The 13,459-nt window shown below is 73.0% G+C and carries 14 protein-coding genes; 12 read left to right on the forward strand and 2 right to left on the reverse strand.

Annotated elements, in window-relative coordinates; translation table 11 throughout:
• Nucleotides 1-23 precede the first annotated feature (23 nt).
• From ASG91_RS20570 to ASG91_RS06095, 9 genes are all read left to right on the forward strand, one after another.
• Nucleotides 24-866, forward strand: a complete 843-nt coding sequence (locus tag ASG91_RS20570) for a hypothetical protein (RefSeq protein WP_056921680.1) — start codon at nt 24-26, stop codon at nt 864-866.
• Between the two features lie 719 nt (nt 867-1,585).
• Nucleotides 1,586-2,281 carry a hypothetical protein gene (locus ASG91_RS06065; protein ID WP_157582264.1) on the forward strand — a complete coding sequence of 232 codons (696 nt, stop codon included), beginning with the start codon at nt 1,586-1,588 and terminating at the stop codon, nt 2,279-2,281.
• Nucleotides 2,278-3,405: a TadA family conjugal transfer-associated ATPase gene (locus ASG91_RS06070; protein ID WP_056921682.1), complete on the forward strand. Its 1,128-nt coding sequence runs from the start codon at nt 2,278-2,280 to the stop codon at nt 3,403-3,405. Before ASG91_RS06065 ends, ASG91_RS06070 begins: the two co-directional genes overlap by 4 nt.
• Nucleotides 3,402-4,160 (forward strand): type II secretion system F family protein, encoded by a 759-nt coding sequence (locus ASG91_RS06075; RefSeq protein ID WP_056921683.1) that lies wholly within the window; start codon nt 3,402-3,404, stop codon nt 4,158-4,160. The genes ASG91_RS06070 and ASG91_RS06075 overlap by 4 nt, the downstream gene beginning before the upstream one ends.
• Before the next feature lie 125 nt (nt 4,161-4,285).
• Complete coding sequence (locus ASG91_RS06080) at nt 4,286-4,756, forward strand: type II secretion system F family protein (protein ID WP_056921684.1); 471 nt, start codon at nt 4,286-4,288, stop codon at nt 4,754-4,756.
• A 173-nt stretch (nt 4,757-4,929) separates the two neighbouring features.
• Nucleotides 4,930-5,211, forward strand: coding sequence for a hypothetical protein (locus ASG91_RS06085; protein WP_162257506.1), 282 nt, complete (start codon nt 4,930-4,932; stop codon nt 5,209-5,211).
• A gap of 283 nt (nt 5,212-5,494) precedes the next feature.
• Nucleotides 5,495-5,632, forward strand: a complete 138-nt coding sequence (locus ASG91_RS21145; RefSeq protein WP_235544038.1) for a DUF4244 domain-containing protein — start codon at nt 5,495-5,497, stop codon at nt 5,630-5,632.
• A 14-nt stretch (nt 5,633-5,646) separates the two neighbouring features.
• Complete coding sequence (locus ASG91_RS06090; RefSeq protein WP_056921686.1) at nt 5,647-6,006, forward strand: TadE family type IV pilus minor pilin; 360 nt, start codon at nt 5,647-5,649, stop codon at nt 6,004-6,006.
• Nucleotides 5,990-6,355, forward strand: a complete 366-nt coding sequence (locus ASG91_RS06095; RefSeq protein WP_056921687.1) for an Rv3654c family TadE-like protein — start codon at nt 5,990-5,992, stop codon at nt 6,353-6,355. Before ASG91_RS06090 ends, ASG91_RS06095 begins: the two co-directional genes overlap by 17 nt.
• A 45-nt stretch (nt 6,356-6,400) precedes the next feature.
• Here ASG91_RS06095 and ASG91_RS06100 read toward each other — a convergent pair whose 3' ends face one another.
• Together ASG91_RS06100 and ASG91_RS06105 are read right to left on the reverse strand one after the other, a co-directional pair.
• Complete coding sequence (locus ASG91_RS06100) at nt 6,401-7,378, reverse strand: hypothetical protein (RefSeq protein WP_056921688.1); 978 nt, start codon at nt 7,376-7,378, stop codon at nt 6,401-6,403.
• Between the two features lie 52 nt (nt 7,379-7,430).
• Nucleotides 7,431-9,851, reverse strand: a complete 2,421-nt coding sequence (locus ASG91_RS06105; protein WP_082593947.1) for a DEAD/DEAH box helicase — start codon at nt 9,849-9,851, stop codon at nt 7,431-7,433.
• Nucleotides 9,852-9,924: 73 nt separating this feature from the next.
• Between ASG91_RS06105 and ASG91_RS06110 the strand changes: the two genes are divergently transcribed.
• From ASG91_RS06110 to ASG91_RS06120, 3 genes are all read left to right on the forward strand, one after another.
• Nucleotides 9,925-10,269, forward strand: coding sequence for an anti-sigma factor antagonist (locus tag ASG91_RS06110; RefSeq protein ID WP_056921833.1), 345 nt, complete (start codon nt 9,925-9,927; stop codon nt 10,267-10,269).
• Nucleotides 10,270-10,409: 140 nt separating this feature from the next.
• Complete coding sequence (locus ASG91_RS06115) at nt 10,410-12,908, forward strand: sodium-translocating pyrophosphatase (protein WP_056921689.1); 2,499 nt, start codon at nt 10,410-10,412, stop codon at nt 12,906-12,908.
• A gap of 75 nt (nt 12,909-12,983) precedes the next feature.
• Entirely contained in the window at nt 12,984-13,457 is a 474-nt protein-coding gene (locus tag ASG91_RS06120; protein ID WP_056921690.1) for a GNAT family N-acetyltransferase, read from the forward strand.
• The last annotated feature ends 2 nt before the right edge of the window (nt 13,458-13,459 follow it).

Consider the following 13,459-nt stretch of genomic DNA (forward strand, 5'->3'; position numbering starts at 1 on the left):
GGGCGAACTCTAGGCTGCACTGCGTGGTCGACGTCATCGCTTCGCTGAGCGCCCTTGCCGAGCTGCCGGGCGTGCCCGAGCGGATCGCCGCCGCCCGCGATGCGTGCGAGCAGCTGCGCTGGCACGAGGCGTTGCGCCGCCGCATCCCCGAGGCGTCCGCGGAGTCCCGGGTGCGGGGTGCGCAGGCGAGCGCCGCCCTCGAGGGGGCGACGGTCCCCCTCGACCTGGTCCGCGACGTGATGCGCGGGGCTGCCGAGTGGCCCTTGCAACCCGACCCGGTCGAGCTCGTCGCGCGGGGAGCCGTCACGGCCACGGCCGAGAGCGAGCACGTCAGGGGTCTCGTGACGAAGGCTCCCCTGCAGGCGCTGGCGCGGCTGCACGTGGCCGCCGCCGCCGAGCTGCTGCCGGCCGAGCAGGTCGGGCGACCCAGGGTGGCCGGCGAGACCAGCGCCGAGTTCCGCGACCTCGGCGAGGCCCCGGTGTCGGACGCCCTGCGCGAGCGGCTCGACCTCCTGGTCACCGTGATGACCGCGGGCTCTGCCGTGCCCGGCCTCGTCGTGGCTGCCGTGGCGCACGCCGAGATCGCGACGGCCCGGCCCTTCGTGCGGGCCAACGGGGTGGTCGCGCGAGCTGTCGAGCGGGCCCTGGTGCAGGCCATCGGGCTCGACCCGACGGGGGTCGTGGTGACCGAGGCCGGGCACGCCACCCAGGGTGGGCCGGCCTACCTCGGCGCGCTCGCGGCATACGGGACGGGCACGCCCGAAGGGCTGGGGCTCTGGATCGGGCACTGTGCCGACGCGGTGGTCGCGGGCGCGGCGCAGGGGGTCCAGATCTGCGACGCGGTGCGTGCCGGCCGGCTCACCTGACCCAATCTCCTCCAGGTGTCGAGGGAAACGCCGGACGCCCACCTGCGGCTCAAAGTCAAGGGTTTCCTTTGCTCCCGAGCGGGGGTAGACATGGGGGCAAGTCGACGTACGAGAGTCCGACGGCCACCGTGACCCCATCGGGCACCCACGCGCGGGCAGTCCACTGGTGGACCGATCGTGACGGGCTTGTCCCGGTGCGACAACTACAGAATGCACGCCTGGTAACCCGTGGCGGATCACGGCCGATGGCACCCCGCAACGCGGGGTGCCATCCCCCTGCGGCGGCGGTTTGTCCGGAATGGACGGCCATGTCCGCGGAAATACTCGAATCTCGTGGGCAAAACGCGTCACGAACGAGTTGCGGTTGAACACTTAATGGTCCACGATGAAGGCGTCCGCTCCCCCTTGTGGGTAGAGCGGATCGGCGCACCGGCTCCTCCCCCCCGGAGCTTGGCGCGTCGACGGCCCCGGTTGTCCCCCCGACCGGGGCCGTCCCCTTTCTCCAGCCAGGTTCTCGTGGCTGCTCCCCCGGTTCGAGGTATTCGGCGACCGGATCCTGGTAGGCGAATACCTCGACCCGCCGTTCCCGCATCGCCGTCGTGCCGCACTGGTCCCGATGCGGTGTCCGTCGTCCACAGCTCCGTGATCGGCTGACCCCGCTCCACAGGCGTGGCGTCGGCCGCTCGCCCAGCGCCGTGGGCCACCGCAGGCTTGGCGGCATGGACCATCGCGTGCTGGGAGTGATCGGGGCGTCGGGCGGCCTGGGGGTGTCGACCCTCGCCGTCGCCCTCGCCGTGCGCGCCGTGGGCCGGGTGGGCGCCACGGTGGCGGTCGACGGCGCGCCTGGCGGGGGCGCGCTCGACGTCACGGCCTGCGTCGAGCACGTCACGGGGCTGCGCTGGGCGGACCTGGTCGAGGCCGAGGGCAACATCGACGGTGCGGCGCTGCTCCGGGAGCTTCCCGCCGAAGGCTCGGCACGGGTCCTGGCCGGACGAGGGCCGGCGCCTCCGGACGAGGTCGTGCGTGCGGCCGTGTCCGGGTTGTCCAGGGTGTGTGGGCTGACCGTCGTCGACCTGGGGTGTTCGACGTGGTTGGCGGAGCAGTGCAGCGACCTGCTGCTCGTGGTCGGGTCGAGCGCCCGCCAGCTGGCCGACGGCGCCGGGGCGGCTGAGCGTCTCCACGACCTCGGGGTGCCGGCCGCCCTCGTGCTGCGCCCCCACCGGGGCGACGCACTGGGTCCGGAGGAGGTCGCTGCGCACCTCGACCTCCCACTGGCCGGCATCATGCGCGACGACCCCCGGGTGCCCGTCGACGCGGACCGTGGGCGACCACCGGGCAGCCGTGGGTCGGGGGCCCTGGCCGGGGCTGTCGACTCGCTGCTGTCCGCACCGCCGCCGTGGCTGGTCCGACGATGAGGCGCGACGCCCTCATCGTCGACCGGATCCGCCGGGGCGAGGCGCCCGATCCCGGCGCGGTGCGGGAGATCGCGGCTGCCGACGCCGCTCGGCTCGGGGAGGCCGGCGTCGAGTCGGCCCGCGCCCTCCTGGCCTCAGAGGTGCTCGGGCTGGGTCCGCTCGAGCCGTGTGTGCGCGACCCGCGGGTGACCGACGTCCTGGTCAACGGCGACGGGTCCGTCTGGGTGGACCGCGGCGAGGGAGCGCTGGCTCCGGGCGGCCTCGCCTTGGAGCCGTCGGAGGCGCGACGACTGGCGGTCCGGTTGGCGGCTCTGGCCGGCCGCCGGCTCGACGAGAGCCAGGCCTGGGTGGACGGGCTGCTCCCCGGGGGGATCCGGCTCCACGCGATCCTTCCCCCGTTGGTCGACGGCGGTGCCCACCTGAGCCTTCGGGTCCCTCGGGCTGTCGGCACCGGGCTGGCCGGGCTGGGGTCCCGGGGGATGTTCGGACCGAGGGTCGAGGAGCTGCTCCGCGCGTTGGTGCGTCGCCGCCGCTCGTTCGTGGTCACCGGTGGCACGGGCACCGGCAAGACGACCCTGCTCGCGGCAATGCTGTCCGAGGTGACGGGCGGCGAGCGCATCGTCGTCGTGGAGGACGTTCGCGAGCTCGCCATCGACCATCCCCACGTGGTTCGACTGCAGGGCAGGGGCGCCAACGTGGAGGGTCAGGGAGCTGTCGGGCTGGTCGACCTCGTCCGTCAGGCGCTTCGCATGCGGCCCGACCGGCTCGTCGTCGGCGAGGTGCGTGGCGCCGAGGTCCGCGAGATGCTCGCGGCGCTCAACACCGGGCACGACGGTGGCTGCGGCACGCTCCACGCGAATGCGCCTGCCGACGTGCCCCGCCGGTTCGACGCGCTGGGCGCCCTGGCCGGGCTGCCTCGCGACGCGATCCAGACCCAGCTGGCCAGTGCCGTCGAAGCCGTCGTGCACCTCGGGCGCGAGGGCGGGGGGCGGCGGGTGGCCTCGATCTCGGTGCTGCGGTGGACCGGTTCCGAGACCGCCTGCGACCTCGCCCTCGACGCTGCCGCCGACATCGTCGGCCCGGGCTGGCCGGCGCTCACTGCCCTGGCCGGGGTCGACCAGTGACGCTTGCCGGCCCGCCGACCTCTGCGGCCCTGCTCGTCGCGGTGCTGGTCCTGGTGGTGGCGGCCGCGGCCCTGTGGCCAGCGGGCACTGAACGGCTGCCCGGTGCCGGCGGTGGCTCGGTCTCCGCTCGGCCGGTGGGTCGGGTGCGGGACGGCGCCGGCTCACGGCCCACGGTCGCGCCGCGACGTACGGTGGGCGCCTCCGGACGACGAGCGGCTCGCGAGCGCGCTCTCGCCGACCTGGTTGCGGCACTCGCCGCACCGCTTCGAGCCGGGGTGCCGCCAGCCGTCGCGGTGGCTGCGGCTGCGCCGATGTTTCCTGCCGACCAGGCGCTCGGTCCGCTCCTCGACGACCTCTCGGCGGCTGCCGTTCGCGGTGCTCCGCTCGCCGACGTGTGGCGCTGGCACGCCCGGATCCACGAGAGTCCCGATCTGTCCTTCGTGGCCCAGGCGTGGGCCCTGAGCGAGCTGACCGGCGCGCCCCTGGCCGACGCCCTGGCCTGTGGTGAGCAGGTGCTGCGCGACCGGGCCAGGTCGCGCGAGCGGTTGTCGGCGGCAGCGGCTGGCCCCAAGGCGTCGATGGCGGTCCTGTGCCTCCTGCCGGCCTCGGGCCCTGTCGTGGGGACCCTGATGGGTGTGGACCCGGTGACGCTCTACCTCTCCTCGTCCGTGGCCACTGCCAGCCTCGTCCTGGGCATCGGTCTCGGGCTGAGCGCGTGGCTGTGGAGCTGGCGCATCCTCCGGAGGGCCGCGTGACGACCCTGCTGGTCTGCATGCTGGCGGGTCTGGTCCCCGTCCTGTGGCCGGCCAGGGTGCCACCCGGGCCGATGCTCGTTCGCCCTGGAAGGACCCGAGCGTGGGGGAGGGCCCTGGGTGGCTGGGTGCCTTGGCGTGGCCGTCGGCAGGACCAGGCAGCCGATGGTGACGTCGCCGATGCCCTCGTCCTCGTCGCACTCTGCCTTCGTGCCGGGTTGCCGCTGACCACCGCGCTGCACCACGTCCAGTCGGGGGCCACCGGCGTGGTGCGCGACGACCTCGCGTCCGTCGTGGCTGCCCTGCGGTGGGGGTTGTCGGCGCAGGAGGCCTGGGCCCATGCGGGTGCCCGGTGGCGGCAGGCGGCGACCGCGACCCACCTGTCCGAGCAGACCGGTGCGGCGGCGGCCGAGCTCCTCGAGGGTGCGGCGGCCCGGATGCGTGAGCAGGGTGAGCGAGCCCGCGAACGCGCTGCCGCGCGGGCTGGGGTGCTGCTGGTGCTGCCGCTGGGGTTGGGCTTCCTCCCGGCCTTCGCCTGCACCGCGGTCGTACCGGTGGTGGTCACCCTCGCCTCGGGGATCCTCGCGGGGGCTTCGTGAGCCGTAAGGCTCGTCGGGAGGGTCGCCTGGCTGCGTCAACGGCGGCTACCGGCTGTTGAACCTCACAACAGGGGCCACCGTCCTGCCGTGGGGGCGGACCGCATCCGCACCACGATCCCGGCCGCCCAGCTCGGTAAAAATTCGGTGTGCGGGGCCGCGACACCCGGTTCGACGTGCGCAGCTCCGACTTCGCCGTGCTGAATCAGGCCTTCACCGGGGCGGCCAACGAGCTGGACCTGACCGGCGGCCGGTTCACTCCGGTCCATGCCAGCAAGGTGCCCGACTACCGCGGCCTGAGGCTGAGCAGTGGGGTCGCCGTGGCGCTGAAGGAGGAGGTCTTGAGCCTGCAGCGCACAGAACCAGGTGCAGGGACGTCTGGCCACCCTCGGCTTTCCCTTCCCGGTGCCAGCCGGAAGTCGGTTGACCCCGCGCACGTCCCCCTGACCGTGCGCTGACCGGGCTCGGGCCCTCACCATTCCCTCAGGTGAGGGCCCGAGTTCTGTGTGGGCGGCGGGTGCGTTGCCGGAACCGCCCACGCAGGCTGGCCCTTCGTCCACACGCACCCCCTGCCTCCGTGGTCGTCCACAGGCCGGCCGGAGTGGCATGGCGACCCCGCGCGAGGTCCGGTGGACTCAGGGGCGAACCGGGCCGAGCGCCCGTCACCCATTCGAGGAGCACAGCGTGAAATGCACACTGGTCACAAGGTTTTCGACGATCCGACGCAGGGCCGAGGCCGGCATGACGACAGCGGAGTATGCCGTGGGCACGCTGGCCGCGTGCGCGTTCGCCGCCGTCCTGCTCACCATCGTCCGGTCCGGCACCGTCAAGTCGGCACTGGCGTCCGTCATCACCGCCGCGCTGGGCTCGGTCGGCTAGCCGGCGAGGGCGGGATGGCGACGGCGGAGCTCGCCGTCGCCATCCCCACGCTGGTCCTGGTGCTGTTCGTGGCCCTGTCGGCGGTCGCGACCGTCACCGACCAGGTGCGCTGCGTCGACGCTGCGAGGGCGACGGCCCGGGCCCTGGCTCGAGGCGACGACCAGGCGTCGGCCCTGGCCGTAGGCAAGCCGCTGGCACCACCGGGCGCCGCGTTCGCGGTCTCGGCCGCCGGATCAGGCTCGGGGGTGGAGGTCACGGTAGTGGTGCGAGGGCGGCCGGCGCCGGGGCTCGGGTGGCTCGGGTCGCGGGCGACTCCGACAGGTCGCGCGGTGGCCGCCATGGAGACGGTGGGATCCGGTGACCCGGCGCGGTGACAGAGGGGCGGCGACAGTGCTGGTGCTGGCGGCGCTCGGAGTGCTGCTCGTGGTCCTCGTCGCGGGCCTGGCCCTGGGCAGCGCCGTGGTCGCGACCCACCGGGCCCGGTCAGCGGCGGACCTCGCTGCCCTCGCTGCGGCCCAAGCCCTCCAACGGGGCGTCGACCCGACCGCGGCGTCCGCGTCAGGCGTCTCGGTGGCCTCGCGGAACGGCGCTGAGTCCGCTCGGTGCGCCGTGGGGCAAGACGGTTCGGTGACGTGCCGGGCGGTGGCGCGGCCGTCGTTCATCCTGCCGGGGACCGGGCGTCGGACCACGACGGCGACGGCCCGAGCCGGGCCGTCGCCGTGATGGAGCTGCTGCCGAGCGAGTCGGCGCCAGCGGTTCAGTCGCGGGTCACTCGCGGACGGAGCGGTCGCCCCGTTCGGTCCGGTCGGCCTCGACGTCATCGACACCGTCGGTGCGGTCGCCCGTGCCAGCCGTCTCGGCGTCGTCGGTCGCGTCGCCAGAGTCGGCAGAGCCAGCGGGGTCGCGACCCATGATCTTGTCGGCAACGGTCCGGTAGCCCGGGTGGTTCGGGTCGTCAGAGGCGTCGCCGTCGGTCGGGGTGGCCGAGTCGTCAGCCGCCATCACGCGGGTCGAGTCACCGGTGGTCGCGCCGTCAGAGGCGTCGTCGGTGGTCGCGTCGTCCGTGGTCGCCGAGTCGTCAGCGGTGGTCGTGCCAGCGGTGGCGCCGGAGTCGGCTGGTGCGTCCGCTGAGTGGCGAGCGGCAAAGTCGTCTCCGGTCGCGTGGCGCTCGTCGTCGGTGTCGTCGCCCTGGCTGGCGGCGATCCCGGCTCCGGCCCCTGCTCCCGCGCCGACGGCGGCAGCGGTCGCAGGCTCGCCCGAGGTCGAGCGTCGGGCTGCGTACTCCTCCTCGAGCCGGCTGCGCTCGTAGGCGCGGGCCCGCTCCTCGGCGTCCTGCTGCCGCGTGGCGAACTCGGTCTCGCGCTCGCGGTCGCGTTCGGCCTGGCGGGCCTCGAACTCCTCGTCGCGCACCCGGTCGCGCTCGGCCAGGGCGCTGTGGTGCGACTCCTCGGCGCGGGCGCGCTCGTCCGCGCGGATGCTCTCCTCGATCTTGGCCTGGCGCTCGGCCTCCTTGGCCTCGCGGGCCGGGCGACGTCGGCGCTTGGCGGAGCTGCGGATCATCGCCAGCCCGAGCCACAGGATCAGCAGCACGGCTGCACCGGTGATGAGCAGGGCGAGCGGGGTCATTCCCCAGCTGTAGCCGGCGAACTCGAGGTCGACCGGGGTGGTGAGCGAGTCAGTGGTGAGGAACAGGATGACACCTGCTCCCACGGCGAGCAGGACGAGGATCAGGCCGAGCACGATCACGGAAGAAACCTCCGACGATGAGGGGTGCGTGGTGCACCGTCCGCCTTCGACCCTAGCCGCTGGCCTGCGCGTTTGCCCCATTCGTCACCATCGGAAACGGTGACGGACCCGTGGGTGTCGCGGCCCCGGCGGGCTGGTCCGGAGCACCCGCGAGCACCGCTCGCAGCAGTCGGATCGCGCCCGATTTGTCCAGCGGCTCGTTCCCGTTGCCGCACTTGGGTGACTGCACGCAGGCCGGGCAGCCGCTCTCGCAGCGACAGGCACTCACCGTCTCCAGCGTCGAGCGCAGCCACTCCTCGAACGACTCGTAGGCCCGCTCGGCGAAGCCGGCCCCGCCGGGGTGGCCGTCGTAGACCATGATCGTCGGCAGCCCGGTGTCGGGGTGCAGCGCCGTCGACACGCCACCGATGTCCCACCGGTCGCACGTCGCCACCAGCGGCAGCATGCCGATCCCCGCGTGCTCGGCCGCGTGGGCCGAGCCGGGGATGTCGACCTCCGCCACGCCGGCCGCCGCCAGCCAGTCCACCGGCATGGTCCACCAGACCGCCCGCGTGTTCAGCGTGCGCTGGGGGAGGTCGAGCGGGTGCGTGCCGATCACCTCGCCGCTGGGCAGCCGTCGCAGGAAGGACGTGACCTGGGTGTGCACGTGGACCGTCCCGAAGGACACCTGCACCGGCCCCCAGGCCATGCTGCGCTGCGCCCCGATGATGTCGAACGCGCTCACCGACTGCGCGAACGTGCTCCATCCGGGGTCACCGCGCACGGCTGTCGCGGTGCCGTGCTCGAGGTCGAGCTCGGTCACCACGTAGGTGTCGCCCTGGTGGACGTGCACGGCACCGGTGTGGACCTGGGTGTGGGCCGACGCCTCGTCGATGGTGCCCAGCACCCGACCGGTCCGCTGCTCGACGATGCCGACGACCTCACCGGCGCCACGCAGCGAGACGTGGTCGGAGGCACGGTCGGTGCGCGCCCAGTACCACCCGGTCGGCCGGCGCCGCAGGATCCCGCGGGCGACGAGAGCGTCGACGAGCGGCCGGGCCTGGTCACCGAACAGCGCGAGGTCGTCCTCCTTCAACGGCAGCTCGGCCGCCGCGGCGGCCAGGTGCGGGCCCAGCACGTGGGGGTTGTCCGGGTCGAGCACGGTGGCCTCGACGGGCTGCCCGAAGACGACCTCGGGGTGGTGCACGACGTAGGTGTCGAGCGGGTCGTCCGCCGCGACGAACACCGCCAGCGACCGCGTGCCGGCACGACCCGCGCGGCCGGCCTGCTGCCACAACGAGGCACGGGTGCCCGGCCAGCCGGCCAGCAGCACCGCGTCGAGCCCGCTGATGTCGATGCCCAGCTCGAGGGCGTTCGTGGCCGCCAGCCCGATGATCGACCCGGCCCGCAGGGAGCGTTCGAGCTCGCGCCGCTCCTCGGGCAGATAACCACCCCGGTATGCCGCGACGGCACTGGCCAGCCCCGGCGACACCTCGGTGAGCGTGCGGCGGGCGCTGGTGGCCAGGGCCTCGACCCCGGCGCGCGACTTGGCGAAGGCCACCGTCTGGACGCGCTGGGTGACCAGCTCGGCCAGCAGGTCGGCCGCCTCGGACGTGGCCGAGCGACGGCCGTCGCCCTCCCCGAGCAGGCCCGGCTCCCACATCGCGAAGGTCATCGCCTCCCGGGGCGAGCCGTCCTCGGTGACCGGCACGACCGGCATACCGACGAGGCGGGCGGCGTGCAGGCCCGGGTCGCGCACGGTCGCGGAGGCGAGGATGAAGGTCGGGTGTGCGCCGTAGCGGGCGCAGACCCGGCGCAGGCGGCGCACCAGCGCCGCGAGGTGCGAGCCGAACACCCCACGGTAGGTGTGGCACTCGTCGATGACCACGTAGCGCAGGGCCCGCAGGAACGGTGCCCACCGCTCGTGCAGGGGCAGCAGCGAGTGGTGGACCAGGTCGGGGTTGGTGAGGATCAGCTGGGCGTGGTCGCGGATCCAGCGGCGTTCCTCGGTGGCCGTGTCGCCGTCGTAGGTCGCCGCCCGCACGCCCGGCACGGCCATTGCCTGCACCCGGGCCAGCTGGTCGGCCGCCAGGGCCTTCGTCGGGGACAGGTAGAGGGCTGTCGCGCCGCGGCCGGAGGGGGCGGCGGACCCCTCCACGAGGGCCGACAGCACCGGCAGGAGGTAGCCGAGGCTCTTGCCCGACGCGGTGCCGGTGGCCATCACCACGTGTGACCCGTCGTGGGCGAGGTCGGCTGCCGCGCGCTGGTGGAACCACAGGGAGGTGACCCCGGCACCGGCACACGCGGCATACACGCTCGGATCGACCCAGGTGGGCCACGGGACGAGCGCCGCAGCGCGGGCCGGCACCTCGTGGACGTGCAGCAGCCGCTCGCTCCTGGTCCCGGTTGCGAGGCCCGCCAGCGCCGTGACCGGGTCGAAGGCGACGCGGCGAGACCCCGCGGAACCGGGTGGGGTGGGGCCGGAGGTGGACATTGCCGCTACCGTAATCCCGAGAGCAGACGGTCCGACCGCCTGCTCACCGGTGTACGCAGGTGAAAGGGTGGACGTGGACCTCTCGGTCTCCAGCAGTGAGCAGGGTGCGGTGACGATCGTGCACGTCGCGGGCGAGATCGACGTCTACACCGCCCCGTTGCTGCGCGAGGTCCTCGACAAGCAGGTGGCCGCAGGCCGGACCGACCTCGTCGTCGACCTCGAGAAAGTCACCTTCATGGACTCGACCGGTCTGGGCGTGCTCGTGGGCCGCCTCAAGCTGGTGCGCGGCCAGAACGGCACCCTGCGCATCGTCAGCGCCCAGGAGCGCATCCTCAAGGTCTTCAAGATCACCGGCCTGGACAAGGTGTTCCACATCTACCCCACGGTCGACGAGGCTGCTGCAGCATCGAACGCCTGACGAATTCTCTGTGACGATCCTCACCCGGCGTCACAAACCCTGTGACGTGCATTACCCTCGCACGCAACGTCCCCTCTGCGGTGCGCCATCGTGGCGCGCCCGTGGGCGGTCCTGAATGTTTCCCCATCGAGGAGGATGGAATGTCGCGCCTCGCGCCTGCCGCCACAGCTGCTGACCTGCAGCTGGACGGCACCAATCTCACCCTGGTCTATGCGGTGCTGGCCATTGCCATCATCGCGCTGGTCATGGGTGCGTTCTTCCGCCGGGAGGTCCTGGCGGCCGACCCCGGCACCGACAAGATGCAGGAGATCGGCGCTGCCGTCGAAGAGGGCGCCCAGGCCTACCTCGCTCGGCAGTTCAAGACGCTCGGCGTCTTCGTCGTGCTGGTCTTCGGCCTGCTCCTCCTGCTCCCCGCCGACACCACCGAGGTCCGCTGGGGGCGGTCCGCCTTCTTCGTCGTCGGCGCGCTGTTCTCCGCCGCGATCGGCTACTTCGGCATGAGCCTGGCCGTGAAGGCCAACGTGCGCGTGGCGTCCGCCGCGCGTGGCGGTGACCGTGACCTCGGCATGCGGATCGCTTTCCGCACCGGTGGCACCGTCGGCATGGCAACCGTGGGCCTCGGCCTGCTCGGCGCCTCCGTCGTCGTCCTGCTCTACAAGGGCGACGCCCCGAAGGTGCTCGAGGGCTTCGGCTTCGGCGCCGCGCTGCTCGCGATGTTCATGCGTGTCGGTGGCGGCATCTTCACCAAGGCCGCCGACGTCGGCGCCGACCTCGTCGGCAAGGTCGAGGCAGGCATCCCCGAGGACGACCCGCGCAACGCCGCGACGATCGCCGACAACGTGGGCGACAACGTCGGCGACTGCGCCGGCATGGCCGCCGACCTCTTCGAGTCGTATGCCGTGATGCTGGTGGCCGCGCTGATCCTCGGCTCCGCCGCGTTCGGCGAGTACGGCCTGGTGTTCCCGCTGATCGTCCCGGCCATCGGTGCGGTGACCGCGCTGATCGGGGTCTTCATCACCCGGGTCAAGCCCGGCGAGAACGCGCTGTCCGCCATCAACCGCGGCTTCTACATCTCGGCCGGCATCGCGGCCGTCCTCTCCGGCGTGGCCGCGTACGTCTACCTGCCCGACACCTTCGCGGCCCTCAAGTCGGCCGACGCGGGCATCACCGCCCTGTCGGGCGACCCGCGCCGCGTCGCCGTGCTGGCGGTCATCATCGGCATCGTGCTGGCTGCGGTCATCCTCTGGCTGACCGGCTACTTCACCGGCACCGACAAGCGCCCGACCAAGGACGTCGCCCGCACGTCGCTCACCGGTGCGGCGACCGTCGTACTCTCGGGCATCGGCGTCGGCCTCGAGTCGGCGGTCTACACCGCGGTCATCATCGGCGCGGCCGTCTACGCGGCGTTCCTGCTCGGTGGCGGCTCGGTCATCCTGTCGCTCTTCCTCATCGCGCTGGCCGGCTGTGGCCTGCTGACCACGGTGGGCGTCATCGTGGCGATGGACACCTTCGGCCCGGTCTCCGACAACGCCCAGGGCATCGCCGAGATGTCCGGCGACGTCGACGGCGAGGGCGCGCAGATCCTCACCGACCTCGACGCGGTGGGCAACACCACCAAGGCGATCACCAAGGGCATCGCGATCGCGACGGCCGTCCTCGCGGCGACCGCGCTGTTCGGCTCCTACTCCGATGCGTGGAAGGCGAAGTTCGAGCCGATCATCCAGGCTCTGGCCAAGTCCACCGAGGCGGACCTGGTGGCCAAGATCCAGAGCGGCACCCTGACGCAGGAGGCGGCGCAGGCGCAGTACACCGCGATCCTGCAGAAGGCCAACGCGCCGTTCGACCTCCAGATCGTCACGCCGAGCGTGCTCGTCGGACTGCTGCTGGGTGCGGCCGTGGTCTTCCTGTTCTCCGGTCTGGCCATCAACGCGGTGACCCGCGCGGCCGGCGCCATCGTCTTCGAGGTGCGTCGCCAGTTCCGCGAGCACCCCGGGATCATGGACTACACCGAGAAGCCCGAGTACGGCCGCGTGGTCGACATCTGCACCAAGGACTCGCTGCGTGAGCTCGCGACGCCTGGTCTGCTGGCCGCTCTCACCCCGGTCGCCGTCGGCTTCGGCCTCGGCATCGGTCCGCTCGCCGGCTTCCTCGCCGGCGCCATCGGCACCGGCTGCCTCATGGCGGTGTTCCTCGCCAACTCCGGTGGCTCGTGGGACAACGCCAAGAAGATCGTCGAGGACGGCACCCACGGTGGCAAGGGCAGTGAGGCCCACGCCGCGACCGTCATCGGTGACACCGTCGGTGACCCGTTCAAGGACACCGCCGGCCCGGCCATCAACCCGCTGATCAAGGTGATGAACCTCGTCTCGGTGCTCATCGCCCCGGCGATCGTGACCCTGTCGATCGGTGGCGACAAGAACAACGTCGCCCGCTACGGCATCGCTGCCGCGGCGATCATCATCGTGATCGCCGCGGTCGCCGTCTCCAAGGCGCGTGACCTGGCCATCGGTGGCGACGAGGACGGCCAGAGCGCAGCTCGCGTGGACGCGGTCGCGCCCGACGCCGGCGAGGCCGAGACCGCCCCCGGTCAGGCCGTCGACGAGGCGACCGACGTCGTCGAGGAGCCCGTGAACCGCTAGGCACCACGCGGCATACGCCAGGCGGGCCGGCTCACCCACACGGGTGAGCCGGCCCTCCGCGCGTAGGGTCACGCCATGGGCGATGCGGCGGTGAAGGTCACGCGGGTCACGGCGGACGACCTGCCGGACCTGCTGGTCCTGATGCGGGCCTACTGCACGTTCTACGACAGCGACCCGGCTGACGACGAGCTCCGTGCCCTGGCGACCGCGTTCCTGGAGGAGGGGTCGGGCGGCACGCAGCTGATCGCCCGGGACGACTCCGGACGGGCCCTCGGCCACGCGACCCTGCTCTCGAGCTGGGACACCACCCTGGGCCAACGGCTGGCCGTGATGGAGGACCTCTTCGTCACGGAGGCCGCCCGTGGACGGGGCGTGGGTGCGGCGCTGGTCGAGGCCTGCCGGCAGCTGGCGGCCGAGCGCGGCATCGGGGCGCTGGCCTGGGAGACCGCGCCGGACAACGAGACCGCCCAGCGGCTGTACGACGGGCTGGCCGACCGGGCCGGGACCTGGTTGGCCTATCGCCTGCCCACCGGTGGTCCGGCGACCTAGGC

It is taken from the genome of Phycicoccus sp. Soil802, from assembly GCF_001429605.1.
Classification (GTDB): Bacteria; Actinomycetota; Actinomycetes; order Actinomycetales; family Dermatophilaceae; genus Pedococcus.

Excerpts from the sequence above, each read along its gene's own strand:
- ASG91_RS06120 (WP_056921690.1), top strand. The coding sequence starts at position 12,984 with ATGGGCGATGCGGCGGTGAAGGTCACGCGGGTCACGGCGGACGACCTG.
- ASG91_RS06065 (WP_157582264.1), top strand. The coding sequence starts at position 1,586 with ATGGACCATCGCGTGCTGGGAGTGATCGGGGCGTCGGGCGGCCTGGGG.
- ASG91_RS06090 (WP_056921686.1), top strand. The coding sequence starts at position 5,647 with ATGGCGACGGCGGAGCTCGCCGTCGCCATCCCCACGCTGGTCCTGGTG.
- ASG91_RS06105 (WP_082593947.1), bottom strand. The coding sequence starts at position 9,851 with ATGTCCACCTCCGGCCCCACCCCACCCGGTTCCGCGGGGTCTCGCCGC.
- ASG91_RS06115 (WP_056921689.1), top strand. The coding sequence starts at position 10,410 with ATGTCGCGCCTCGCGCCTGCCGCCACAGCTGCTGACCTGCAGCTGGAC.
- ASG91_RS06070 (WP_056921682.1), top strand. The coding sequence starts at position 2,278 with ATGAGGCGCGACGCCCTCATCGTCGACCGGATCCGCCGGGGCGAGGCG.
- ASG91_RS21145 (WP_235544038.1), top strand. The coding sequence starts at position 5,495 with ATGACGACAGCGGAGTATGCCGTGGGCACGCTGGCCGCGTGCGCGTTC.